The 25,526-nt window shown below is 46.9% G+C and carries 20 protein-coding genes; 15 read left to right on the top strand and 5 right to left on the bottom strand.

From position 1 onward, the window contains the following. Window positions 1-190 precede the first annotated feature (190 nt). The 6 genes from MHI37_RS20195 to MHI37_RS20170 all read left to right on the top strand — a co-directional run bounded on the left by MHI37_RS20195 (window position 191) and on the right by MHI37_RS20170 (window position 8,167). A complete protein-coding gene (locus MHI37_RS20195; RefSeq protein ID WP_076337728.1) occupies window positions 191-1,168 on the top strand; it encodes a substrate-binding domain-containing protein in 978 nt (325 codons plus the stop codon). Then, window positions 1,165-2,604: a histidine kinase gene (locus tag MHI37_RS20190; RefSeq protein WP_076337727.1), complete on the top strand. Its 1,440-nt coding sequence runs from the start codon at window positions 1,165-1,167 to the stop codon at window positions 2,602-2,604. Before MHI37_RS20195 ends, MHI37_RS20190 begins: the two co-directional genes overlap by 4 nt. Before the next feature lie 6 nt (window positions 2,605-2,610). Continuing rightward, window positions 2,611-4,152, top strand: a complete 1,542-nt coding sequence (locus MHI37_RS20185) for a response regulator (protein WP_076337726.1) — start codon at window positions 2,611-2,613, stop codon at window positions 4,150-4,152. 134 nt (window positions 4,153-4,286) lie between these two features. Continuing rightward, on the top strand, window positions 4,287-5,381 hold the full coding sequence (xylF, locus tag MHI37_RS20180) for a D-xylose ABC transporter substrate-binding protein (RefSeq protein WP_076337725.1): 1,095 nt from the start codon (window positions 4,287-4,289) through the stop codon (window positions 5,379-5,381). Between the two features lie 87 nt (window positions 5,382-5,468). Next, the gene (locus MHI37_RS20175) at window positions 5,469-6,992 is read left to right on the top strand and encodes a xylose ABC transporter ATP-binding protein (RefSeq protein ID WP_076337724.1); all 1,524 of its coding nucleotides are present in this window, start codon (window positions 5,469-5,471) and stop codon (window positions 6,990-6,992) included. A 2-nt stretch (window positions 6,993-6,994) separates the two neighbouring features. Next, window positions 6,995-8,167, top strand: coding sequence for a sugar ABC transporter permease (locus MHI37_RS20170; protein WP_076337745.1), 1,173 nt, complete (start codon window positions 6,995-6,997; stop codon window positions 8,165-8,167). Between the two features lie 97 nt (window positions 8,168-8,264). Here the strand turns inward: MHI37_RS20170 and MHI37_RS20165 are convergent, their stop codons facing one another. The 3 genes from MHI37_RS20165 to MHI37_RS20155 all read right to left on the bottom strand — a co-directional run bounded on the left by MHI37_RS20165 (window position 8,265) and on the right by MHI37_RS20155 (window position 10,771). After that, complete coding sequence (locus MHI37_RS20165; RefSeq protein WP_076337723.1) at window positions 8,265-8,807, bottom strand: GNAT family N-acetyltransferase; 543 nt, start codon at window positions 8,805-8,807, stop codon at window positions 8,265-8,267. 93 nt (window positions 8,808-8,900) lie between these two features. Next, window positions 8,901-9,800 (bottom strand): DUF4358 domain-containing protein, encoded by a 900-nt coding sequence (locus MHI37_RS20160; RefSeq protein WP_256710579.1) that lies wholly within the window; start codon window positions 9,798-9,800, stop codon window positions 8,901-8,903. A gap of 83 nt (window positions 9,801-9,883) precedes the next feature. Further along, window positions 9,884-10,771 (bottom strand): AraC family transcriptional regulator, encoded by an 888-nt coding sequence (locus tag MHI37_RS20155; RefSeq protein WP_076337721.1) that lies wholly within the window; start codon window positions 10,769-10,771, stop codon window positions 9,884-9,886. A 125-nt stretch (window positions 10,772-10,896) separates the two neighbouring features. Between MHI37_RS20155 and MHI37_RS20150 the strand changes: the two genes are divergently transcribed. Beyond that, window positions 10,897-11,784: a sugar phosphate isomerase/epimerase gene (locus MHI37_RS20150; RefSeq protein WP_076337720.1), complete on the top strand. Its 888-nt coding sequence runs from the start codon at window positions 10,897-10,899 to the stop codon at window positions 11,782-11,784. A gap of 32 nt (window positions 11,785-11,816) precedes the next feature. Further along, a complete protein-coding gene (locus MHI37_RS20145; protein WP_076337719.1) occupies window positions 11,817-12,869 on the top strand; it encodes a Gfo/Idh/MocA family oxidoreductase in 1,053 nt (350 codons plus the stop codon). A 72-nt stretch (window positions 12,870-12,941) separates the two neighbouring features. Here MHI37_RS20145 and MHI37_RS20140 read toward each other — a convergent pair whose 3' ends face one another. Then, window positions 12,942-13,769, bottom strand: a complete 828-nt coding sequence (locus MHI37_RS20140) for an aldo/keto reductase (protein WP_076337718.1) — start codon at window positions 13,767-13,769, stop codon at window positions 12,942-12,944. 17 nt (window positions 13,770-13,786) lie between these two features. Further along, window positions 13,787-14,953, bottom strand: a complete 1,167-nt coding sequence (locus tag MHI37_RS20135; RefSeq protein ID WP_076337717.1) for an iron-containing alcohol dehydrogenase — start codon at window positions 14,951-14,953, stop codon at window positions 13,787-13,789. Between the two features lie 187 nt (window positions 14,954-15,140). On the opposite strand from MHI37_RS20135, the gene MHI37_RS20130 reads away from it, so the two are divergent. The 7 genes from MHI37_RS20130 (at window position 15,141) to MHI37_RS20100 (ending at window position 25,507) form a co-directional block, all read left to right on the top strand. Next, entirely contained in the window at window positions 15,141-16,046 is a 906-nt protein-coding gene (locus tag MHI37_RS20130; RefSeq protein ID WP_076337716.1) for an ArsR family transcriptional regulator, read from the top strand. Between the two features lie 595 nt (window positions 16,047-16,641). Beyond that, window positions 16,642-18,639: an AraC family transcriptional regulator gene (locus tag MHI37_RS20125; RefSeq protein WP_076337715.1), complete on the top strand. Its 1,998-nt coding sequence runs from the start codon at window positions 16,642-16,644 to the stop codon at window positions 18,637-18,639. A 9-nt stretch (window positions 18,640-18,648) separates the two neighbouring features. Further along, entirely contained in the window at window positions 18,649-19,701 is a 1,053-nt protein-coding gene (locus MHI37_RS20120) for an NAD(P)/FAD-dependent oxidoreductase (RefSeq protein ID WP_076337714.1), read from the top strand. Window positions 19,702-20,336: 635 nt separating this feature from the next. Then, window positions 20,337-22,406 (top strand): bifunctional aldolase/short-chain dehydrogenase, encoded by a 2,070-nt coding sequence (locus MHI37_RS20115; protein WP_076337713.1) that lies wholly within the window; start codon window positions 20,337-20,339, stop codon window positions 22,404-22,406. A 14-nt stretch (window positions 22,407-22,420) separates the two neighbouring features. Further along, a complete protein-coding gene (locus tag MHI37_RS20110) occupies window positions 22,421-22,792 on the top strand; it encodes a sensory rhodopsin transducer (RefSeq protein ID WP_076337712.1) in 372 nt (123 codons plus the stop codon). A 28-nt stretch (window positions 22,793-22,820) separates the two neighbouring features. Continuing rightward, entirely contained in the window at window positions 22,821-24,041 is a 1,221-nt protein-coding gene (gene rhaI / locus MHI37_RS20105) for an L-rhamnose isomerase (protein ID WP_076337711.1), read from the top strand. Next, window positions 24,038-25,507, top strand: coding sequence for a rhamnulokinase family protein (locus MHI37_RS20100; protein WP_076337710.1), 1,470 nt, complete (start codon window positions 24,038-24,040; stop codon window positions 25,505-25,507). The genes rhaI and MHI37_RS20100 overlap by 4 nt, the downstream gene beginning before the upstream one ends. Window positions 25,508-25,526: the final 19 nt, after the last annotated feature.

The following is a 25,526-nucleotide window of genomic DNA, read 5'->3' as shown; positions in this document are numbered from 1 at the left end:
CTCCGCCTATATTTCTCCGGAATGAAACGCGCCACCGCCATAAGGACGGCGAGAGCCGTTTCACCTTGGTATTTTGCAACCTATGAGAAAACTTTACGCGAATGAAAATGGGATGTTATGATGAAGAAGCATATTTTAAAATGAAAACGCTATCATTAATGTTCTATTTTGTTGGCAGGAGGCAATTAGGTTGCGTAAAACGATCATAGTTAGCTTATTTGCAGGTTGTTTAGTCATTTTGTTTTTTACATTGACCTCAATGATTAAAGTGTTTTCCTCAGAGCTGATTGAGCCCGCATTAACAGTGGAGCAGCATAACACCTATCGCCTAGTGCTCATTACACGTGAGCTTGATACCCCTTTTTGGGCGAAGGTAGAGCAAGGCGCGATGGCTGCAGCCGAGAGCTACGGTGTCAGCCTCGAGGTATGGGGGACTTACGGAACGAACCGGGATGATTTTCTGAAAAATATTGAGATTGCGATCGCTTCCAAGGTAGATGGCATCATCGTGCAGGGGCTGGATACAGACGAGTTCAAAAGCTTGACTAAAGTAAAAGCAGCAAGCGGCGGCATTCCTATTATTACCGTTGCCAATGATGTGCCAATGAATGAAAGTTTGCGCCGAACGTATGTTGGCTCCGATCATCTAGAAGCAGGCAGCATGATTGCTCGGCAGCTTGTGTCTGACATGGGCTTTGTTGGCAAGGTGGTATTAATGGTCTCGGATCGTCAGGAGCATTTCCAGCGCTCTCGTCTGACAGGCATATTAAATGTACTGAATCCCTATAAGGATATTGAGACGATCATCGTTGCGGCAGGAGAATCGCGTGTGGATGTGGCGGGCGCAACGACTAAGCTGTTAAATGAAGTGCCGGATGCGGATGCCTTTATTGCGGTTTCGGCGAATCATGCAGGTTCAATTATTCAGGAAATTGGAAAACGGATGCAAGTAGATCCATTCTTCATCTATTCCTTCGATGATTCTCCAGAAACGCTGACGCTTATGCAGCAAGGCAAGATCGACGCTTTAATTGCTCAATCTCCGAGTGCGATGGGAGAGAAAAGCGTTGCCTACATGATCAAGTGGCTGACCGGAGAGCTGGTTCCGCTGAACCCGGACGGTTATTTTACAGACATTAGAGTCCTTCGGGCGGAGGATGTTAGATGAACAGTATTCAGCGGAAAATATTAACGATGTCGGTTATCGTGCTGTTTATTATGGTGACGATTTGGGTGGTTCTCACCTATTACAATCAGAAAACGCAAGAGCAGTATAATGATATATTGCAGCGTTATTTGCGCATGAATGAAGTAACGGATCGCAGCCATCAGACGATTATTGCTCTAAATGACTACTTGCAGAAGCCATCGGCTCTTAAGCTCGATAAGCTTGCTCAAACGAAGGAAAGCATGATGATAGCGAAGCTGCATTCTGTGACGCTGCGCAACAGGGACAACGCTTTTACACTTGCGAGCTATATTAATATGATTGATAGCTTGGTGGCGACAGCAGACTTGTCGGTCATGTTTCTAGAGCAGGGTAATACCGATCAATCGGCGGAGAGATTTGAAGAGGCCACCCGAATTGATAAATATATCGCCGAGACGACCATTACGCTTATCGACAAAGAGGTTCGAACCTATGATACGTTTTACCGCGGCATTATTGAGCAAAGCACAGAGCTGAAGCGGCTGGGCGTATGGTTGCTCTCGTTAATTACAATTATTTTGCTGTTATTTACGTATTGGTTTTCTCTTAGCATTACAAGACCTATCTATAAACTTACCATTGCCGCTAAGGAGCTGTCTCGCGGCCGTTTCGATAAGCCAATTGAAGTACACTCCAATGATGAAATTTCATTCCTCGCGAAGACCTTTGACCGCATGCGCGTAAATATTAACAATCTGATTTCCGAGATTCAACAGAAGGCACAGCTTGAAAGTGAGCTGCAGCAGAGCAAGCTTCTCCTTAAGGAGAGCCAGCTCATTAGCTTGCAAAGCCAGATAAACCCCCACTTCTTATTTAACACCTTAGATACTCTCTCCAAAAAAGCATATCTGGACGGCTCCGAGGAAACGAGCGATTTGATCGCTAGTGTTGCGGGCTTGCTTCGCTATAATCTCCGCCGCTTGGACCGGGCAGTTACCCTTGAAGAGGAGCTGTCCGTCGCTTTAAAATATATCGAAATTCAGAGCGCCCGCTTTACGGATCGGCTTAGATTCACGCAAGAGGTAGACGAAAGCTGTTTGCAAATTAAGCTGCCATGCTTAACGCTTCAGCCCATTATAGAAAATGCAGTTATTCATGCGGTTGAGCCGCTTGTAGATGGTGGTTCGATTATGCTTCGCATTTACGAGAAGGACGATTGGGTTCAGATTGAGATTGAAGATGACGGCGCAGGGATGACGGCAGAGAAGGCCAATCATATTTTGCTGGAGGGCGGCAATGCTGACGGCTTGGGACATTCAACAGGGATAGGATTCAGCAACGTCGTTAAGAGGCTGCGTTTATTCGTTGGTGACGATGATGTCATTGACATTGTCAGCGCGCCTGGACACGGTACGAAGGTCACGATAAAAATTCCGAGCATCAGGGGAGAATGAGTAGTCATGCTAAAAATATTAATCGTAGATGATGAGCAGGTTGAGCGCGAAGGGCTGCAGGCTATTTTGCAAAAAGGATTTCCTGCCTGCGAGTATAAACAAGCTAGAAATGGTGCTAGGGCGATTGAAATTGCTAACGAATGGCAGCCGGATCTTATTCTCATGGATATTAAAATGCCTGGCGTAAACGGTATAGAGGCGATTGAGCAAATTTCGGTGTTTTTGCCGGATGCCAAATTCATTATGGTTACCGCATACGATTCTTTCGATTATGCAAGAAAGGCAATTAAGCTTGGGGTTAAGGACTATTTGCTCAAGCCGAGCAAGGCAAGCGAAATTGCAGCAACGATTGGCAAAGTAATCGACGAGATCATGCTCGAAAGAAGGCTGAGGGAGCAGCATCTATATGAGGAGACAGCTCTGCGCAAGGTGATGCCGCTCATAGAATCCGATGTTGTCACTCAACTGCTGTTCGACCATGTCCATGATGTGCATATTGATGATATGCTGCGCCTGCTTGGCGGTGATGCTACAAGCGAAGCGTTTGTTATGCTCGTTGTATTGCCTAAAGAAGCCGCAGCCGATGTGCTTTACTGCGCTCTTAAAGCGAAGCTGAGAGAGACGGGAGGCGGCTGGGTCGGCGCGATGTCCGGCAGGCAAATTCCAATCATTATTTTCCGGGAGGCCGGAAAAACGTATCGCTCGCAAGCGGTATCGCTAGTTCAGACATTGCTGCTGCAGCGCCTTGGAGCCGGCGATTTCTTCATAGGCATTGGGGATACCTATACGGGTCTGGATAATGTTAGGTTTTCGTATCAGGAGGCTTTGCTCGCGACAGCAAACGTTGATCAACCTGTGAAGCATCAATTTTATGGGGAGATGCAGCTGCAGGCGACAAGCCTCGGCGGTTATCAGGACAGAGCAGCCGAGAAGCAATTCATTGATATTATCCGTTTAGGGAAATGGGATGAGGTTCGGAATACCGTTATGGATCTAATTGCAGTCTGCGATCAACGTCATGCGGCATTGGCTGAGGCGGGGCAGTGGGTGCTGGAGCGACTGTGGATTATTGCCCGTGTTGCAATGGAAATGGGAATCGAGGTAGAGAAGCCGCTATTTTCGTTTCAAGTGAGGCAGTATCAGCAGCTTCGTGCAGAAACAGAATGCTTGCTCAGCAAGCTTATCGAGCGAGTCAAGGCTCATCAGGAAAGTGTGCAGCCCGATGCGGTTGCGCAAATGAAGCAATATATTATCGCAAATTCCGATCAGGATATTTCACTGGAGCTGATGGCGAAGCGGATCGGCCTCAGTCCGTTCTATATGAGCAAAATGTTCAAGGATCAGGAAGGCATTAATTATATCGATTTTCTTACCGAGTGCAGAATTGAGAAGGCAAAGCAGCTGATGGCGGACCCGGAGCGCAGCTTCAAGGAAATTACGTTTGAGGTGGGTTATAACGATCCGAATTACTTCAGTAAGGTGTTTAAGAAGGTATCGGGGGCGTCGCCTACCGATTATCGCAGATCGATTATTGGCAGCAAAAGATAAAGGAGGCTGTCCGTCGTAAAAAAATGCAGACGATCGCAAAAGAGTGCTGGAATTGCACGACTTCGCTCTTCCATTTAAATGCTATATTTGAAAATGTAAGCAGTTACATTTTGTGAGATGAGGGAGCGGGGAAAATGAGGAAAAGATTTAAAAGAGGCGGGGCTATATCGTTAGTATTGGCGTTAGTGCTCGTGTTGGCGGCTTGCTCAGGAGGCAACGGGAATGAAGGGGCTTCTAAATCGAATACGAAGGGATCGACTGCAACAAAGAGCAACGTAAAGTCAGGCGATGAACAGCTGGTCATCGGCTTCTCGCTGGATACACTGCAGGAGGAACGCTGGCAGCGTGATCGTGACTTGTTCATTGCAGCAGCGGAGGCGCTAGGCGCGAAGGTTGAAGTACAGGCAGCCAACAGTGATGATGCGAAGCAAATTTCGCAGGCAGAGAACCTGATTAGCCAAGGTGTGGATGTTCTTGTTGTCGTTCCTCATAATGCGGAAGCAACGGCTGCAATTGTAGAAAAGGCTCATGCAGCTGGCATTAAAGTACTTGCTTATGACCGCTTAATTAAAAACTCTGATTTGGATTTATACATTTCCTTTGATAACGAGAAGGTAGGAGAAATGCAGGCGGAAGCGATTGTTAAGCTAGCTCCTAAAGGTAAATTTGTTTACATCGGCGGCTCGGAAACGGACAATAACGCGCATTTATTCAAGAAAGGCGCCTTTAATATTTTGCAGCCGCTTATTGACAGCGGTGACATTCAAGTCGTATTCGATCAATGGACGAAGGATTGGAATCCTGCGAATGCATTAGCGAATATGGAGAATGCACTTACGGCAAACGACAATAAAGTGGATGCGGTAGTTGCAGCGAATGATGGTACAGCAGGTGGAGTAATTCAGGCGCTTGCAGCACAAGGAATGGCTGGTAAAATACCGGTATCCGGTCAGGATGCGGAGCTTGCAGCAGCACAGCGCATCGTTGAAGGCACACAAGTCATGACCGTGTATAAGCCGATCAAGGATTTGGCCGAGAAAGCTGCGGAGCTTGCTGTAAAGCTTGCTAAGGGCGAGGATGTTGGAGCGGATAAATCAGTGAACAATGGCAAGATCGATGTACCCTCTGTTTTGCTTGATCCAGTAGCCGTAGATAAATCGAACATCGATGCGACGGTCATAGCGGATGGCTTCCACTCCAAGGAAGATGTTTACAAAAACGTGAAATAGCTGCTTTTGATGGGGCGCTAGGGGGATGAAGCGACGGGCACTCTGACGCTCATCCCTCTCTTTCTTATATTCGGAGGTGGAGGCAAGATGGCGGCAGCATTAGAAATGCGCAAAATAACGAAGCAATTTCCAGGCGTTAAGGCGCTTGATGAAGTAACCTTTTCAGTGAAAAAAGGCGAGGTGCACGCGTTATGCGGTGAGAATGGTGCGGGTAAATCGACACTGATGAAGGTGCTTAGCGGATTGTATCCGCATGGTACCTATGAAGGTCAGATTCTCATTAACGGGGAAGAAAAACGGTTCAATAAAATAAAGGATGCAGAGGAAGCAGGCATCGCCATCATCTATCAGGAGCTTGCTTTGGTTAAAGAGCTGTCCATTGGCGAAAACTTATTTTTGGGCAAAGAGCCAGCTGTTTTCGGCGTTATTAACTGGGAGCGTGTGTTCAAGGAAAGTGAGCGTTGGCTGAAGGAGGTCGGTCTGCACGATGTTAATCCGGAGCAGGTGATCGGCGGCCTTGGCATTGGCAAGCAGCAGCAAATTGAGATTGCCAAGGCATTGTCCAAGAGGGCTAACATTCTTATTTTAGACGAGCCGACTGCGGCTTTGACGGAGCAGGAGGTCGAGATCCTGCTGGGGATTTTGCAAGAGTTCAAGAAGCGGGGCGTGACCTGCATTTATATTTCCCATAAGCTCAATGAGGTTTTTGCAATCGCAGACACCGTTACGGTGCTGAGGGATGGCCAGACCGTTGGTACCTATGCGATTGAAGAGATGAATGAGGATAAAATCATCGCGCTTATGGTGGGACGGGAGCTTAAGGAGCGGTTTCCCCGCATCGATTCAACTCCGGGCGGGGTTATGCTGAAGGTTCAGAACTATTCGGTGATGAATCCAGAGCGGCAGGGAAGGCGGGTCATCGACAATCTGAGCTTTGAGCTGCGAAAGGGTGAAATTCTAGGCATCGCGGGTTTAATGGGGGCTGGGCGTACAGAGCTAGTCATGAGTTTGTTCGGCTCTTATCCAGGTGAGAGCATGGGAAAAGTCGAGATTGAAGGAAAGGCAGTCAGGATCAAAAATACGCAGCAAGCGATTAAGGCGGGCATGGCGCTCGTATCGGAGGACCGTAAAAAATACGGACTAGTGCTCGGCATGGATATTAAGAGCAATATGAGTCTTGCCAGCCTAGGCTCGTTATCCTCTGCGGGTGTTCTTAATCACAATGCGGAAATCGCCGCAGGCAATCAATATTTGCACTCGCTTCGTGTGAAAGCAAATTCGGTAGAGACGATAGTTGGCACGTTAAGCGGGGGCAACCAGCAGAAGGTAGTGCTTGGCAAATGGCTGATGACCGTTCCCAAAATATTAATATTGGATGAACCTACTCGCGGTATTGATGTTGGGGCCAAATTTGAAATTTACAATATTATGAACGAATTAATTACGCAGGGAGTTTCCATTATTATGGTATCCTCCGAGCTTCCAGAGCTGCTCGGCATGAGCCATAGAATTATCGTCATTGCGGAAGGCAAGCAAACAGGTGAATTTACAGCGGATGAAGCAACGCAGGAGCTGATTATGACGGCTGCAACGGGAGGAAAAGGAAGATGAGCATGAATCAAGAGACGCTATTGAACCAAACAAAAGCGAAGCGACGACCGAACTGGTTTAAGTTTGATGCGCGGGCGTACACGATGATCGGTGCCTTATTGTCGATCTGGGTATTATTTTCACTGCTGCATGACCGCTTCTTGTCTCCGACGAATATTTCGAATTTATTTTTGCAAATGTCAGTCACTTCGATTTTGGCTATTGGCATGGTGCTGGTCATCGTTGCTGGTCAAATCGATTTGTCGGTAGGCTCGCTAGTCGGGCTGACGGGCGGTATCGCGGCCATTCTGAACGTATGGTATGAGTGGAATTTGATTCCAGTTATTATTGCCACGCTCGGAATAGGTGCGGCTATTGGATTTATACAGGGCTGGATTATCGCTTATCGAGCAGTTCCGGCGTTTATTGTCACCTTGGGCGGTATGCTTATTTTTCGAGGCGTGTTATTCGGAACGACAGGCAGCGTTACGATCGCACCGCTGACACCTTCTGTGAAGGCGATAGGACAGTCTTATGTAGGAGATATGATCGGTTGGATTTTTGGGATAGCCGCATTAGCAGTTGCTGGTTATTTGGTCATGCGCAAGCGGGCAGCTAGAGCTAAATTTGGCTTCGATGTGGAACCGTTTGCGGTAAGCGTACTGCGGCTTGGTGTCATTGGGGCGCTCGTTATTGGTTTCGTTTATTTAATGAACAGCTATAAAGGCATCCCCGTTCCATTCGTAATGGTGATCGTACTGGCACTTATTTTCACATTCATATCGAAAAATACGACGTTCGGCAGGCAAATCTTCGCAATCGGGGGCAATGCTGAGGCAGCTCGTCTATCCGGCATTAACATTAAGCGGCGCATCCTGCTCGTGTTTGTACTTTGCAACACATTGGCAGCGATTGCTGCGCTTGTCTTGACTGCCCGCTTGAATGCGGCGACGATGAGCGCAGGACAAAACTATGAGCTTGATGCGATAGCGGCATGCGTCATTGGCGGAACGAGCTTAATGGGCGGGACGGGCAGCATCGTTGGCGCGATTATTGGCGCACTGGTGATGGCTAGCTTGGACAATGGGATGAGCTTGATGAATCTGGAGTCGTTCTGGCAATATATCGTAAAAGGAGGCATTCTCATTCTAGCGGTGTATGTGGACATTTATACGCGGCAGCGGAAGAAAGCATAGTTATGTTGAAGGGGGCGTGGCGCCCCCTCAGATATGCAGTATTTTCCTTAAAAGGTGGGTTTTCCCAACAAGTAAATGTTTAGATCAACTTATATAATTAAGAGAGCTTCAAATATTCCTCGCGCAAAATACCGTAATAGTCGATGTCCTCATACGCATCCCACTTCAAGTAATGCTGACGAAGGGTACCTTCGTATTTCATCCCTGCTTTTTTCATTACGCTGGACGAAGCGGGATTTTTGGTCATAGCAGCTGCATGAATTTTATGAAGCTTAAGCTCATCAAAGCCAAAAGCAGTAATTCGTTTTACGCCCTCCGTAACAAAGCCTTGGTTCCAAAAGGGTTTACCCAGCCAGTAGCCAAGCTCGGCTCTGTTATTATGATTGTCGAGCTGCATGCCGATGGTTCCCATAAATCCATTGGTTTCTTTGTTAATGATGCCAAACGAGTAGCCAGCACCATCCCGTAAAACCTCGGCTCGATGGCGAATGAATGAAAGAGCTCCGCCCTTCGGATAAGGATAAGGGATATTTAACGTTGTGCGAGCTACGTCATAATCATTAATTAATCGTTCCAATTCATCGGCATCGCCTTCTTCCAGCTGCCTAAGGATTAGCCTTTCTGTCGTTAATACAGACACGGCACACACCTCCTAATGGTGAATTTCTTTTCATTATAAACCATCTGCTGGAGAGAGGCTGTGCTAAGAGCAAATTTTTCTTTGAAATTATTTCTATTTAGCGAAGAAGCTATTGAATATATCGGCTGTTTTTTTCTGATCGGGCGAAATGGAAAACAGTACAAAGTCTCCATTTCGGATAATTTGATAGTTTGTCGCTTGCTCATATTGATCCTGCAAATACGCTTCATAAGCCTTTTGCACCGTTTCAGCACGCTGCTTGAAGGCTGCTTCGATATCTGAAAAGCTAGTATCCGATTTTAGCTGCACGACTGAAAACTCTCCAGCTTGTATCATCATTTTAGGCTGATAGAAGCTGCCAGCAATAAGCTGTGTTTCCGGGTCAATCCCAAAGATTTCTTTAATCTGTTCTCCTTCAACCGCCAAGAGCGGACCGAGTCCAGAATCGGCTTCAAGTTTCGCTGCAATAGAAGCTGTGGTAACCTCTGAACTAGAATCTTCGTCACCTAGTTCGGCTGTTGGTTTCGGCGAAGGCGATGTCGTTGCAATCGGCAGCATAGATGGCTGCGGTGTTGCTGTCGGCTTAGCGCTTGGTGTCGGTGTTGGTTTTGGTGTTGACGATGGCAGCACAATAACCGGTGGCTTGACTGTCGCAGATGGCTTAAGCGTCTGGGTAGGTTTTTTGGTCGGTTTTGCCGTCGGTGCTGCTTCATGACCAGATCCGGTTACAGGCTCCTGAGTCGCTTTCGGTTTCTCTGTTTCAGGTACAGCTGTTGGCTCTGCCGCAGCAGTTGGATCGATAGCGGCAGATGGCTCGTCCGATACTTCCGGCTCATCCGATGGAGGGGCCTCACTCGGCTGCTCCGTCGTAATCGTTTCAGCCGATATATTAGAGGTATTTATTGTTGAATTTTCATTATTGCTGCAGCCAACAGCTAATATGACTATTGCTGCTGCCAGCAAGGCAACGCATAAATAGTTGTTTTTAGACATAAACACCCTAATTTCCCCTTTTATTGTTGTTATAGGTTTAGACGCTAAGGAATGATAATAGTTGCAGTATCAATCATTTTAGGTTAGAATTTTCGCGCCTGCGAAGGTGTCATTCCCTTATATTGCTTATACAGCTTTGTAAAATAGTTCGGATTCTCGCAGCCGACCTTGGCGGCAATTTCGGTAATCGTATCATTGCTCTGGCGAAGCAGTCTTTCAGCCTCGTTCATTCGACTAACGTTGACGTATTCGACGAACGTTCGTCCGGTCAGCTTCTTGAACAGCTTGCAAAAATGGTAAGGGTTAAGGCTAACCTCTTTGGCTGCTTGTGTAATTGATATTTTCTCGACAAAATCAGACTCGATGCGTTGAATGAGCAGCTTGAAACGGTCGCGGTTCACGAAATAGGGCTCCGCAGGTTTGTTTGCAAGCTGCTGCTCTATAAAAGTGCGCGAGAGCAGTGTAAACAGAGCATACAGCTTTGATTTTACGACAAGCTGATAGGCGGGAGGCTTCATCTCAAGCTCGGCAATGACCTCGTCAAGAATCGGGTAGTAGCTAAGACAAGCTTCATCTTGATCAGAAGGCTTAACCGGAAGGTGAAGCCTTCCTTCAAGATATGGAGCGACAAACTGCGCGTGCACCGGATCATGAACCCAATCATTGAAGAGTGACGAATTAAGTACGATGCAGTCGTAATGAACATTTTCGTACCGAAGGGCGTAACCGACATGAAGTCCGCCGCCGGGTATGATAATGACATCGCCGCTATTCAAGAGATAAGGGCGGCTGTCGATATGGAACATCGCGCTGCCTTCTCTCATGACGATGATTTCGAAATGCTCATGCCAATGCAAATAAAGAATGCAGTCATTTGGTTTGACAGAATGACAGCGATTTCGAAAAAGCTGAATCGGATACGTTTTATGTTCTAGACGGGTATTTTCCCAAAGTTCCCTTGGATAGGTCATTCCCTGCTCACCACCACAAGATTAGACTATTATTACGCAAGATTGTATAGAGTCATATGCAAAACTGCTAGCTATAATGGAGTTATTAAGAACACTATAAGCCAATATTGGAGTGATATACAAGGATGGAAAATAAATTGCGAATTGGAACACTTGTAGGCGGAGGAAATGCGGATCATGTTATTCCACAAATTGTAAAGCATGGCTTTGAATCGTTTAATCTTACCTTTTGGCAGACGACGGGCAGTACAGATCTTGTGGAGATGGCGAAACGGGTAAGCGCGCTCGCGGAGGAGCATGATTTTGTTGTGCCAGCTGTAAGCGTTTTCGGAAATCCGTTGACTGGGGAAGGCAATAACGCGGATACGCTCGCGAGCTGGGAGCGTCTTATCGATCATGCTCATTTGTTTGGAGCGGATATTGTATCCGGCTTTACAGGACGTTTGACAGGGCAATCGATCGACGAGTCGATTCCGAAATTTAAAGAGGTGTTCGGTGAGCTTACGCGCAGAGCAGCAGAAAAAGGTGTTCGAATCGCTTTTGAAAACTGTGATATGGGCGGTACTTGGGCTACCGGAGACTGGAATATCGCACATAACCCTACAGCGTGGGAGCTCATGTTTGATGCGGTGCCTGAGGACAATATCGGACTAGAGTGGGAGCCCTGCCATCAGATGGTCAGCTTGATTGATCCGATTCCACAGCTTCGCAAATGGGTGAACAAGGTGTTTCATGTACACGGGAAGGATGCGACGATTGCTTGGGATATTGTAAAGGAGCATGGTGTCCACGGCAAGCAGCCATTCGTATGGCACCGGACACCGGGCTTCGGAGACACGAACTGGACGGATATTATCTCCATCCTGAGACAGAATGGCTATAAAGGAACGATTGATATAGAAGGCTGGCATGACCCAGTTTATAAGGATGAGCTGGAAATGACAGGACAAGTACATGGGTTGAATTACTTGAAGCGCTGTCGCGGTGGAGATTTTGTTCCAAATCCAGTCTAACGAATAAAAAGAGAAGGCGAGGAGAGAAGAGGATGACGATAAAGCATCGAGTGGTTGTTGCTGGCTGTGGCGGTATGGCCAATACATGGGTGGATTATGCCAAGGAAAGAGCAGATACGGAAATTGTAGCGCTTGTCGATATCAAGTTGGAGTTTGCGCAGGCGATGGCGGAGCGTAAAGAACTGGCCTGTCCAGTCTTCACTGATATCAGACAAGCAATCGCAGAGACAGGTGCGACGATGGTATTCGATGTAACGATTCCAGCGAGCCATTATACGATTAGCACCTCTGCATTGGAGCATGGCTGTCATGTGTTTGGAGAAAAGCCGTTAGCGGAAACGATGGAAGACTGCAGCGCAATTGTACGTATTTCTCAGGAATCAGGCAAAACGCATGCCGTCATGCAAAATCGTAGATTTGACCCGCGTATTCGCGCGTTTCATCAGCTCATTGCGGACGGAACGATCGGCAAGCCAGGGTTTATAGGTGCGGATTTCTTTTTGGGAGCTCATTTTGGAGGTTTCCGTGATGCGATGGAAAGTCCGCTGCTGCTTGATATGGCGATTCATACCTTTGATCAAGCGAGATATATTTCCGGTGCCAATCCAGTATCTGTCTATTGTCATGAATATAACCCGCCGGGCTCATGGTATGCTGGAAATGCTATGGCGATTTGTATTTATGAAATGTCGGATGGCTCGGTCTTCAATTATCGCGGCTCTTGGTGCGCGGAAGGTGCAACAACCTCATGGGAGGCGTCATGGCGGGTAACCGGTGAGCATGGTACGGCAATTTGGGACGGTATTGGAAATCCATATGCGGAAGTTGTGGCGGCTGGAGATCAGATAGGCAAGTTTATTCGCGATTACGAGCGCGTAGAAACAGAGCTTCCGGAAATGGCGAATACGTTCCATAAGGGCTGCCTAGATGACATGTTCGCCTCACTTGAAGAGGGCCGCAAGCCGGAAACGGATTGCAGCGACAACATCTACAGTATGGCAATGGTTCTAGCAGCACTAGAGAGCGCTGAAAAAGGCCAGAAGGTGAAAATTGCCGACTTTATAGGTGCGGCTGCCGTTAAATAACAGGAAAATAATAGAAGCGGCTCCATCCCTTGACTTAAGGAATGGAGCCGCTCTTTATTCTCAAGCTGTTATTTAGAAATTAAAATTATCCGGGTCTGAACCAAATCGTTGATCGCGGTTAAGCGCACTAATTTGTGATATTTCCTCAGCTGTCAGTGAAAAGTCGAAAATATCTGCGTTTTCCTTGATACGTACTGGGTTAGTTGATTTTGGAATCGTAATGACTCCGTTTTGAAGATCCCAGCGAAGCACAACCTGTGCAGGAGATTTGCCGTATTTTGCACCAATCTCTGCAAGTATGCTGTGGTCAAGATTGCCCTGCATAAGCGGGCTCCAGGCTTCGAGCTGAATCTTGTTGCTCTTCGTGAAGCTGAGAAGCTCTGTCTGGGTAAGAAGTGGATGAAACTCCACTTGATTGACCATCGGAACGAACTCGCCGGAAGCGATAACATCACGCAAATGATGAATTTGAAAGTTGCTGACACCAATAGCGCGGACGTAGCCGTCGCGGTAAAGCTTTTCAAGCGCGCGCCAAGTCTCCTTGTACTTCTCTTTCACAGGCCAGTGGATGAGCAGCAAATCAACCACATCTAGGCCAAGTTTTTTTCTGCTTTCCTCGAAGGCAGCTAGGGAGGACTCATATCCTTGTGCGGAATTCCAAATTTTTGTCGTTACAAAAATTTCATCACGTGTGATGCCGCTATTGCGAATGCCTGCGCCTACGCCTTCTTCATTATTATACGCTGCTGCTGTATCAATGCTTCTATAGCCAGCCTCAATAGCAGAGGTTACTGTTCTTTCTGCTTCACCGTCATCCTTTACCTTCCATACGCCAAGGCCGAGCCAAGGCATCTTAACACCATTGCTTAATATCGTCGATTCTGTTCGCGCGTTAGTCATTAGTGAATAACCTCCTACTAAAGTGATAATTCCAAAATCGCTTTAACATCCTGTTTCTCTAAACGTTTGAAAGAGCCAATCGCGCCATAGCGAACAGCTTCCTCTGCCATCCGATCAAGCTTGTCGCTGCCAATCTCGAAGTCAGCCAGACGCGACTCGGCGCCGATTCGTGTGAAGAAGTCACGAGTGGCTTGAATTCCTTCAAGCGCTACTTCTTTATCTGATTTGCCCTCTGGATTTACGCCCCATACGCGTGTTGCATATTGCACGAAACGATCGATCCGCTCCTCGTGGACGTATTTCATCCAGTTCGGGAATATAACAGCAAGGCCTGCACCGTGCGGAATGTCGTAAATGGCACTCACTTCATGCTCAATACCATGAGACGCCCAGTCGTTCGCCATCCCGACGCTAATAAGTCCGCCGTTCAATGCGATCGTGCCGCTCCACATCAGATTGGCGCGAGCCGCAGCATCCTGAGGGTTCTCCAAAGCGATTTCTACATTTTCAATAACCGTTTGCAAAATTGACTCACAAAATCTTTCCTGCAGCGGTGTGTTTTCCGTTAAGCTGAAATATTGCTCGAATACATGCGACATGATGTCGACTGAACCATTAACGGTATGATTGCGAGGCACCGTGTAAGTAAGCGTAGGATCGAGAATCGAAAATTTAGGATACATATGTGCACTGCCTGCGCCGCGCTTCAAGTTTTCCTCCCAATTCGTGACAACCGAAGATCCGTTCATCTCTGATCCTGTTGCTGCAAGCGTAAGGATCGTTCCGAGCGGAAGCGCCTGCTGGATGACTGCTTTTCCAGTAAAGAAATCCCAAACGTCGCCCTCATAGGGAACGCCAGCTGCAATGGCTTTGGATGCATCAATAACGCTGCCTCCCCCGACAGCTAGTATGAAATCAACACCTTCTGAGCGGCAAATGTCAATGCCTTTGTTTACCGTAGTCAGGCGCGGGTTGGGTTCAATGTTAGGAAGCTCATGCACCGTAAGACCTGCTTCATGTAGCTGGCTAAGCGTTTTATCGTACAAGCCTGTTTTTTTCACACTGCCAGAGCCGTATACGAGTAGGACGGTTTTGCCATACTTTGCGGATAATTCGCCTACTTGGCTGACCGTACCTTCACCAAAGATAATATGAGTTGGGTTTACAAATTGAAAAGAGTTCATTCTTAAACCTCCTACGGTTGATTGGATAACCTTTTAAGTAACTAAAAGAGTTGTTTAGATATGTATGTGCCGTTTATTTTAGTGAAAAGAGTGTGAAAAGTCAAGGAAATCGAAAAATAAGATTGAAAGGATAACCTATTAGTTATATAATGAGTGGCAATGAGCTAGTAGCAAGGGGGCAGCAGCTATGGAAGTAGAAGTAAACAGCAAAAATATGAAGTTTTTTGAATGCTTCTCATCGCAAACGAGAGTTAAAATGATTGAATTGCTCGGTGTTCAACCGTTGAATATAAAGAGCTTATCTGAGGCGCTTGATATAAAGTCTCCTATTGTAACGAGACATATTCATATGTTAGAGGAAGCGGGCATCATCCGCTGTGAGAATGTGCCAGGCAAACGAGGCATGCAAAAGATTTGTCATTTGCAGCTAACTCAGGCGATGCTTCTATTCAAAAGCATACCGGAAAAGGCTGAGACGAAGCGCTACGCGGTGTCCGTTCCCGTCGGCCATTATTCTGCATATCAGATTAAGCCGACATGCGGTCTTGCCTCGGATTCAAAAATGATTGGCATGTGCGATGACCCGCGTTATTTCGCCGATCCGGAGCATGTCCATGCGAGAGTCATATGGTTTGGCTCTGGTTTTGTTGAATATCGCATACCTAATTATATGGTGAACAATGAAACGCCGGACTCATTGGAGATTTCAATGGAGATATGCTCGGAAACTCCTTGTGCGGTTAATCATCTGCCTTCCGATATCGCTTTTTCCATAAATGGTGTGGGTATTGGCATCTGGACCTATCCAGGCGATTTTGGCAACACGCGAGGCACGCATACCCCTGAATGGTGGTATAAAAATATTCAGCACGGGTTAATGAAAACACTTCGAATTAATAAGCAGGGCTCTTTTATAGATGGAGTTCAAGTGTCGGATGTGACGATAGAGCAGCTCATGCTTGCCTATGATAAAGAAATATTATTCCGAATTTCATGCAGCGCGACAGCGAAAAACTGCGGTGGCGTGACCCTCTTCGGCAAAGGCTTCGGTAATCACAATCAAGATATAGAAGTCACGCTTCGCTGTTTGTAATTGGGGAGAGGGTGGGCTAAAGCGATGAAAGGGGGCTTGCAAAGTCCCTTCTTCGTGTATTCATCACCTATGGCGTAGAACGTTGCTGCTTTCCCATCCAAGACGATGCTACCAACTACATTTTCAGCCTAAAACGATGCTACCTCCGCCTCGCCCCGCCCCGCCTACAGTGTACTTTTTGCAACAGAAACCTCACATGAAAGCAGATTGGCATCTCTACAATGCAATAATGCAATAGGATAGTGGTTAAACGAACGACTTTACGATTAAAACAGCTAATCCGTTGTAAAAAGTACAGTGTACGGTAAGTTTAAGTCGAGTTATCGCCCATTTCGTTGTAAAAAGTGCAGTGTAGCCTCGCTAGTACATCGCTCTCAGCACGAAAGTGTCTCTAGATTTGCCCGCTGCTCAGTCTCTCACGCGCATACGAAGTTCATTCCTCTCCAGCTTGACATCATCTGTTAGTATTCGTTATTGTTGAAGTCTTAATGATAATGAAAATCATAATCATTACATGAATATTAATTTTGAAATACTTATTTCGGAGGAGCGATCTGATGGACAGGAAGGATAACGTCCGTTACGTGGCATTATTATGAACATAAGCGAGCAAATTCTACTGTGGAATCAAGTTATCGTTAGGGTGCTGGATGTTCGGGTGATAGGAATTGGACGCGGCGACGAAATTCGTGACTATATAACTCCGGCAAGTACATTTATATTTGCGGCTAATGGATATGCTGAACTGTGGGCGGACGGCGATGTGTGGTTGTCCGAGCGGTTTCATTTGCTTCATATCGGAAAGGGAAAACGGGTAAATGTTCGAGCAGTCGGCTCGCTTGACGTCTATATGGTTTCATACAATGCCTCGTTGCCAGCTTCAGCGTTGCGGGAGTTTCATATGATGATGCAAACTGACAATCCATTTATGGAAAGTTGGGGGTTGTCGCCGTCAGAACCGCTCGTTTTGCTGGAGATGCTCGAAACCATGCTTGACGGCTGGCAAAAAGCGGATGATGGGATCAACGGGCAGCTCGACACAAAGATAAACATTGGGAAGGTAGACGGATTGAGGCGGTTGAAGGCCAAAGGGGATTTCATCCATTTCGCGCATGCGGCGTTGCGGGAGCGGACGGAGCATGCGGGCATGCCTTCGTTGGCAGAGCAGGCTATTCGTTATATGGCAAGGAATTATCGTGGATTGATTTCCGTGGAACGGTTGGCTCAGCAAATGAATTATACCCCGCAGTATGTTTCGAGGAAATTCAAAGAGCAGATGGGATGTAGTCCGCTAGATTATGTGATCCGGCTGCGCATGGACTTGGCGCGAAAAATGCTGCGTGATACCGCAGCGACGCTGCAGGAAGTAGCTGCTTATGTTGGTTATCAGGACAACATATATTTTAACCGTATGTTTAAGAAACAAACAGGCATAACGCCAGGTCAATACCGCAAAAAATATCGTAATGCAGTTTCGAAAGATACAACGAATTGGTCAGATTTATCTGATGTTGCAGCTCATCCAGCAATGTATGATGTAATTAGTAATGATAATCATTATCTATTAGAAATGGATGGGGGAAATGGTATGGCAAGCAGGAAAAGAAATCTATTGGCGACGGCGCTGTTATGTCTGACTATGGCGGCGACGGGGTGCGGGACAGCATCGGAAGGCGCAGGAGGAAATAGCGGAGCAACCAGTAAAACAGAGAATCGTACAGCAAATAGCGCATCGAATTCGAACCAATCAGAGGCGGAGGCTCCTGCCAACGTTGAAAAGCGAACAATTACGACATCGGTTGGCGATGTGGAAGTGCCTGTGCACCCGCAGCGTGTTGCGGCACAGGCATATTTGGGAACCGTGTTGGCGCTTGGCGTCCAGCCTGTTGCAGCTGAAACTTTTTTGATGAATAGTCCCTATGTGAAAGGGAAGCTTGACGGTGTGACTGATGTGGGCGATTCGCTGGAAGCACTGCTTGAAATGGAACCGGATTTAATCATTACGCAAATTAACGAAATAGAAAAAGTGGACAAGTATTCGCTGATTGCACCGACGGTGGCTATGCCTTACAACAGCTTTACGTCCATTCAGGAGGAAATGCGTTATTTTGGAGATGTGCTGGACAAAAAAGATGTTGCTGAACAGTGGGTTGCTGATTTTGAAAGCAAGATAGGCAATTTGCACGAAAAGGTACAGTCCGCACTCGGTAAGGGCGAGACCGTGTCCGTCATGCAAGAGTATGATGGCCTGGCATTTATATTCGGGCCGAAGTCCGGACGCGGCGGTCGAATTATGTATGAAATGCTGGGCACGAAGCCGCCCTCGGCAGTTCCTGATTATATGCTGACTGAATCATATTATGAACTTTCGCTGGAGTTGCTGCCTAAATATACTGGGGATTACTTGATTCTGACGACGGAATCGTCATTGGAGCAGTTGCAGGCCGATCCGATTTGGGGCAAGCTGCCGGCGATTCAGAATGGAAAAGCGTACCTATGGAATGAAAATCAGTCATGGTTTCGCGACCCGATTGCCGTTGAAGAACAAATAAACAGCTTGGCTGATTGGATTATTGAAGCCGCCAGAAAGTAGAGGGAGATCATGATTGAAGATCAATTATATGATGTAACGATAGTTGGTGGTGGCCCCGCAGGATTGTATGCTGCATTCTATAGCGGCTTGCGCGAGATGAAAACGAAGTTGATTGAATTTCAGCCTTTTCTCGGCGGTAAAGTACATCTGTATCCGGAAAAGATGATCTGGGATGTAGGCGGCATGCGTCCGGTCTCTGGTGAGCAGCTCATTGAGCAGATGACGGAGCAAGCATTAACATTCGAGCCTGAAGTTGTACTAGGCGAGAAGGTGACATCGATATCTAAAAAAGAAGACGGACAATTTGTGCTGCACACTTCGTCAGGTCAGAATCATTACTCGAAAACCGTTATTCTAGCCGTCGGCTACGGCATTTTTCAACCGACAAAGCTGCAAATTGACGGGGCAGAGCGATTCGAAGTTTCGAACTTGCATTATACGGTAAAATCGCTGGCCCGTTTTAAAGACAAAGTTGTTCTCATCTCGGGCGGAGGCAACTCGGCCATCGATTGGGCGATTGAGTTGGAATCAATAGCGAAAAAAGTGTATCTGACGTACAGGAAAGATATGTTGAACGGACATGAGGCTCAGGTGACGTTACTGCGTGAAAGCTCGATTGAATGCTTGTTCAACGTGACGATTCAGCGATTGGTTGCTTCCGAAGATCATGAGCATATTTCTACAGTTGTGCTGCATCGACAAGATACTGATGCCGAGACTGAATTGGAAGTTGATGAAGTTATTATCAGCCACGGTTACGATCGGGATCGGGATTTGCTGGATAATAGCGCGATGCGTATTGAGATGACTGATGATGGGGGAGTCAAGGGAACTCCAATGAGCGAAACATCTGTAGAAGGTTTATATGCTACCGGGGATATCTTGCACCATGAAGGGAAGCTGCACTTAATTGCCGGTGCCTTCCAGGATGCCGCAAATGCGGTAAACCGGGCCAAGCAGTATATTACGCCTGAAGCCTGGGCATGGGGATCAGTGTCATCCCACAACGATTTATTTGCCCAGAAAAATAGGGAACTACTGAAGCATTTATATTCAAAATAAGTGGAGCCTCATGCGCTGCAATTCGAAGTACCGCCGTCATATATTGGTTGATAGACTCTCCACTCTTATCTATGATTTTGCATTCTTCTTTAGTAAAGTCCACCTTTTGGTGGACTTTTTATTATATAGGGGACTATGTATTCTCAGAACCTGTTGATAACGATGCTGCGAGAGCAGCCGGAGAGCGGATAACGAAAGCTAACGGAAGCCAGAGACGCTAAAGCTCCATTTTTGGATAGCGTCACCTTTTAACGGAACAGGGAGACGCTATTACGCAGAAATGAACTGAAATCGGGCATGTAGGATACAAATAGAGGCGCGTGTTTCCGTTACAATCTTGAAACGAAAAATAAAGGCGATTTAGCGTCTCTGGTTTCCGTTAGAAGTGTGAGCTGACTCGTCTGCGATTTCCCATCACCCGTAAGGAGGATTTGTTCAAATATAGGAAAATATAAGTTTCACATTTATACTCCACCATGTAAATCCACAATCGTATCCGGTTGTGGATTTTTCTTATTTTGAATTGTTTGTTTTTTGTTTATTTCCGTTTTTCTTTGAAATTCTTATATTCAAACATAAACAAATATGATATGATCAATTCAAACAAATACAAAACATCATTCGGAGGTATATCCATGGTACAGAGTTTATGGGAAAACGAAAAAGCATCACAGCTTGAAGGCGGACTAGCAGAGCTTGTCTACCGCTCCAACATTATTGGTACAGATCGTCGGGTTTGTAATTTTGGCGGCGGCAACACATCGAGCAAAACAACCGTTAAGGATTTTCGCGGCCGTGACGTTGAAGTGATGTATGTGAAGGGCAGCGGCTCGGACCTTGCATCGATGAAGGCGGGCAACTTCACAGGTCTTCGCATGGATGATATTCGTCCTTTGTTCGAACGCTCTGAAATGCCTGATGAGGAAATGGTTGCTTACCTCGTCAACTGTATGATCGATTCGAAGCACCCGCGCGCGTCTATTGAAACGCTGCTGCATGCTTTCCTTCCATTTAAACATGTGGATCATACACACCCGGATTCTATTATTAGCCTCTGCTGTGCAGATAACGGCAAAGCGCTTGCGAAGGAAATTTTCGGCGACCGCTTCGTATGGGTTCCTTATGTTCGTCCTGGTTTTAATCTATCCAAAATGATCGCAGAGGGCGTTCTTGCTAATCCGAATGCAGAACTCGTGCTTATGGAGAAGCATGGTCTTGTTACTTGGGGTGAAACAAGCGAAGAGTGCTACGCACAAACGATCAAAATCATTTCTGAAGCGGAAGCATTTATTGAATCCCGTTTTGACGAAGCGTCTTTGTTTGGCGGCGTAAAATATGAAGTGCTTGATGCTGACGCTCGCAGAAGCGTTGCTGCACAAGTAATGCCAACGATTCGCGGCGCAGTAAGCGATGCGAAAAAAATGATTTTGACCTTTGATGATGAAGCGGATGTGCTTGCATTCGTCAGCGGACAAGATTCCCCGCAGCTGTCCCAGGTTGGCGCAGCTTGCCCGGATCATTTGGTACACACGAAAGTTGTTCCATTATTTATTGACTGGACGCCTAATGCAGAGGATATCGATGGCTTGAAAGCGAAGCTAACTGAAGGTATCGCTGCTTATAAAGAGCAATATAAAGCCTATTTTGATCGCAACAAAAACGAAGGTGACATCATGTTTGAAGCAGCGCCTCGTGTTATTCTAATTCCAGGTATCGGCATGATTAATACAGGCAAGAGCTGGGCTATGGCACAGGTAAGCGGCGCGCTTTATCACCGTGCAATCGCGGTTATGCGCGGTGCAACAGCACTTGGCGATTTCGTATCGCTTAGCGAGAATGAGTCATACAACGTGGAATATTGGCCGCTTGAGCTTTACAAATTGTCACTTGCTCCAGCTGAAACTGAGTTCTCACGCAAGGTTGCCTTCATTACTGGCGGCGCTGGCGGTATCGGAAGCGAAACAGCACGCCGTTTAGTATCTGAAGGCGCACATGTTGTGCTTGCTGACCTTAATCTTGAAGGCGCACAGAAGGTTGCTGCAGAAATTAATGAGCAATACGGCGATAACCGTGCAACAGCTGTGAAAATGGACGTAACGAGCGAGGAGCAGGTGGTTGCTGCTTATGCGGCTACGGCACTTGCCTACGGTGGTGTAGATATTATCATCAACAATGCAGGTCTTGCGACTTCAAGCCCGTTCGATGAAACGTCGCTTAAAGAGTGGAACCTGAATATGAACGTGCTGGGTACGGGCTATTTCTTGGTAGCACGCGAAGCGTTCAAATTGATGAAGCAACAAAGCATCGGCGGCAATATGGTATTTATCGGCTCGAAAAACTCGATTTATGCAGGTAAAAATGCTTCTGCATACAGCTCGGTAAAAGCGCTTGAAGCACATCTAGCTCGCTGTATCGCAAGTGAAGGCGGCGAATTCGGTATTCGTGTAAACACGATTTTGCCGGATGCGATTTTGCAGGGATCGGCAATTTGGAACGGCAGCTGGCGCAATGAGCGTGCAGCAGCTTACGGTATTGAGCCGGATCAGCTCGAAGAGCATTACCGCAAACGTACGACGCTGCTCGTTAACATTTATCCGCGTGACATTGCTGAAGGAATCGCATTCTTCGCATCCTCCAAATCGGACAAAACGACTGGCTGTATGCTGACTATTGATGGCGGCGTTCCTGCTGCTTTCACACGCTAGGAGGCGGCTGCGATATGTTTCAAGCGCGTGGAGAAAAGCATTGGTTTATTCCGGATGGTTATATTCCGCCGGATAGCACAGGAGCTCTCACCAGCCATGAATCGATATGCGTACTAAACTGTTCCTCAGAAGAAGCACTTATTAATATTACGATTTATTTCGAGGATCGCGAGCCATTGGAAAATATATTGGTTGTCGTACAGGGCAGACGCACGAAGCATATTCGCACTAGCTCATTGATGAAGGAAGGAGCGTCGATACCTATCGGCGTTCCTTATGCCATCGAGGTGCAGAGCGATATTCGCATTATTGTACAATATAGTCGACTAGATTCCACACAAGCAGAGAACACGCTGATGTCTACGATGGCTTTTCCAATAAAATAATAACTACACATTTGAAAGGGTGTTCGATATGTCCGATCGCGCATACGCGTTTTTTGAGGAGCAGCAGAAAGCAAGAGGAATTAATATAGATGAAGTGAAAGCAAGATTGAAAGCGCTCAAAATCGAAACTCCATCATGGGGCTACGGAGATTCTGGTACTCGTTTCAAGGTGTTCCAAAAGGAAGGCGTTCCTCGCAATCCATTTGAGAAATTTGATGATGCAGCGCAGGTTCATAAGCTAACAGGCATTGCTCCTTCAGTAGCGATTCATATTCCTTGGGACAAGGTGGAGGATTACAGCAAACTTAAGAGCCATGCTGAAAATCTAGGACTATCGATTGGAGCAATTAATCCGAATTTGTTCCAGGATGAAGATTATATGCTAGGTAGTGTAACGAATTCAGACAGCGCTATTCGCCGGAAAGCGATAGCTCACTTGCTGGAATGCGTAGACATTGCGAAGGAAACAGGATCAAATGAATTCAGCTTGTGGTTTGCTGACGGCACCAACTATCCAGGTCAAGGCCATATCCGCAAGCGTAAAGCGTGGATGCAGGAAGCATTAGCTGAAATGTATAGTGCGATGACGCCTGAAATGCGTATGCTTATTGAATACAAATGCTTTGAGCCTGCGTTCTACCATACAGATATTGCCGATTGGGGTATGGCTTACAACCTAGCGCAAAAGCTTGGACCGCAGGCGGAAGTGCTTGTAGATACAGGCCACCATTTGCCGGGCGCCAACATTGAGCATATCGTTGCTTATCTGCTAGATGAGAAGCGTCTTGGCGGTTTCCACTTCAACAGCCGCAAATATGCCGATGATGATCTCATTGTGGGCACGGTCAATCCTTATGAGCTGTTCTTGATTTTCTATCAAATTCTAAGCGCTGCTGGAGATGCTGATGCGGCTGTTCGCCAAAATGCTGAAAATATCACTTATATGATCGACCAATCACATAATATTGAACAAAAAATTCCAGCAATGCTTCGTTCCGTACTAAATGTACAAACTCAGCTTGCAAAAGCATTGCTTATCAACCACGACGAAGTGAACGAAGCTGCAGAGCGCCATGATGTTCTAGGTGCTGAGGATGCAGTTCGCCGTGCATTCGAATTTGACGTAACTCCGTTATTGCACGCGATTCGCGAAGAGCAAGGCTTGCCGCATGATCCGATGAAAGCATACCTTAGCAGCAGCTATGGCAATGATATTTTGGTGAGAGGCAAGGGTGGTGCCAGCTGGTGACCATTCTCGCTTATGATCTCGGGGCGAGCAGCGGCAGAGCGCTGCTTGGCCGACTGAATAACGGCAAGATCGAGGTTGAGGAGCTGCACCGGTTCTCGAATGATCCGGTGCAGGTCGGCGATCGGCTGCAGTGGGATGTTTTACGATTGCTGCATGAGCTTAAGCAAGCACTTTTGAAGGTTAAGCATCGTGATATTAAGCTGGACAGCATCGCGATAGATTCATGGGCGGTCGATTTTGGCTTGATCGGCAGCAATGGAGAGCTTCTCGGAAACCCTTATCATTATCGCGATCATCATACGGATGGCGTAATGGAAGAGGTTGTAGAAGAGCTTACCAAATCGGGTATTTTCGAGAAAACGGGTATTCAGTTTTTGCCGTTTAATACGATTTATCAGCTCGCCGCTTTGAAGAAGGCAGATTCTCCACTTCTTCGCGATGCAAAGCATTTTCTGATGATTCCGGATTTGCTGCGTTATTTCTTGACCGGAGAAATGTTCAATGAATTCTCCAACGCTACGACAACTCAGCTGTATAATCCGGTAACGGAAAGCTGGGATGAAGAGCTAATCCGCGCAATCGGCATTTCGCCGGAGCTGTTTGGTACGGTCGTCCAGCCAGGAGCGAAGGTTGGCAGCTTGAGGCAATCGTTGTGTGAGGAGCTTAGCGTTGATTCCGTTCCAGTCATTGCAGCAGCGGAGCATGATACAGGATCAGCAGTTGCAGCCGTACCTGCGCTTGACCGATCATTTGCCTACTTAAGCTGCGGAACCTGGTCACTGATGGGGACAGAGGTTGATTCCCCAGTAATTAATGAGCTGGCGGAGCAGTTGAACTTCACGAATGAAGGCGGTGCTTACGGCACTTATCGCTTGCTGAAGAACATTATGGGCCTATGGATTTTGCAGGAATGCAGACGTTCATGGGAGCGTGCAGGAATTTCGTACACCTTCCCAGAATTAGTTAAGCTGGCAGGTGAAGCGAAGCCGTTCGTTTCGTTCATCGATCCTGATGATCCATTATTTCTCCATCCGGGCGATATGCCTGCTCGTATAACCGAATATTGTTTGCGTACGGGTCAAGAGGCCCCTGCGGAAGCCGGTGCGATCGTTCGCTGTATTTTAGAGAGCTTAGCATTGAAATATCGTTACGTACTGGAGCTTACCGAGCAATTGTCGGGTCAAGCGTTTGGCGGCTTGCATATGGTTGGCGGCGGCATTCAAAATACACTGTTGTGTCAGTGGACGGCCAATGCGATCGGTAAACCGGTATGGGCAGGACCCGTAGAGGGCAGCGCGATTGGCAATATGATCGTTCAGTGGATTGCAAGCGGAGCGCTTGCGGACATTTGGGAGGCGCGTAAAGTCATTCGCGATTCCTTCCCTGTTGATGTATATGAGCCAGAGCAGCCGGAAGCGTGGGAGAGCGCATACAGTCTATTTAAGCAAAAAACGGGAATCGTTTAAAAGACGAATTCAAATATAA

It is taken from the genome of Paenibacillus sp. FSL H8-0548 (genome assembly GCF_038630985.1).
Taxonomy (GTDB): Bacteria; Bacillota; Bacilli; order Paenibacillales; family Paenibacillaceae; genus Pristimantibacillus.
This window is presented reverse-complemented; position numbering and strand designations above follow the sequence as displayed.

Coding starts and splice junctions, on each gene's coding strand:
- MHI37_RS20190 (WP_076337727.1), top strand. CDS start 1,165: ATGAACAGTATTCAGCGGAAAATATTAACGATGTCGGTTATCGTGCTG.
- MHI37_RS20185 (WP_076337726.1), top strand. CDS start 2,611: ATGCTAAAAATATTAATCGTAGATGATGAGCAGGTTGAGCGCGAAGGG.
- xylF (WP_076337725.1), top strand. CDS start 4,287: ATGAGGAAAAGATTTAAAAGAGGCGGGGCTATATCGTTAGTATTGGCG.
- MHI37_RS20175 (WP_076337724.1), top strand. CDS start 5,469: ATGGCGGCAGCATTAGAAATGCGCAAAATAACGAAGCAATTTCCAGGC.
- MHI37_RS20170 (WP_076337745.1), top strand. CDS start 6,995: ATGAATCAAGAGACGCTATTGAACCAAACAAAAGCGAAGCGACGACCG.
- MHI37_RS20160 (WP_256710579.1), bottom strand. CDS start 9,800: ATGTCTAAAAACAACTATTTATGCGTTGCCTTGCTGGCAGCAGCAATA.
- MHI37_RS20155 (WP_076337721.1), bottom strand. CDS start 10,771: ATGACCTATCCAAGGGAACTTTGGGAAAATACCCGTCTAGAACATAAA.
- MHI37_RS20150 (WP_076337720.1), top strand. CDS start 10,897: ATGGAAAATAAATTGCGAATTGGAACACTTGTAGGCGGAGGAAATGCG.
- MHI37_RS20145 (WP_076337719.1), top strand. CDS start 11,817: ATGACGATAAAGCATCGAGTGGTTGTTGCTGGCTGTGGCGGTATGGCC.
- MHI37_RS20140 (WP_076337718.1), bottom strand. CDS start 13,769: ATGACTAACGCGCGAACAGAATCGACGATATTAAGCAATGGTGTTAAG.
- MHI37_RS20135 (WP_076337717.1), bottom strand. CDS start 14,953: ATGAACTCTTTTCAATTTGTAAACCCAACTCATATTATCTTTGGTGAA.
- MHI37_RS20130 (WP_076337716.1), top strand. CDS start 15,141: ATGGAAGTAGAAGTAAACAGCAAAAATATGAAGTTTTTTGAATGCTTC.
- MHI37_RS20125 (WP_076337715.1), top strand. CDS start 16,642: ATGAACATAAGCGAGCAAATTCTACTGTGGAATCAAGTTATCGTTAGG.
- MHI37_RS20120 (WP_076337714.1), top strand. CDS start 18,649: ATGATTGAAGATCAATTATATGATGTAACGATAGTTGGTGGTGGCCCC.
- MHI37_RS20115 (WP_076337713.1), top strand. CDS start 20,337: ATGGTACAGAGTTTATGGGAAAACGAAAAAGCATCACAGCTTGAAGGC.
- MHI37_RS20110 (WP_076337712.1), top strand. CDS start 22,421: ATGTTTCAAGCGCGTGGAGAAAAGCATTGGTTTATTCCGGATGGTTAT.
- rhaI (WP_076337711.1), top strand. CDS start 22,821: ATGTCCGATCGCGCATACGCGTTTTTTGAGGAGCAGCAGAAAGCAAGA.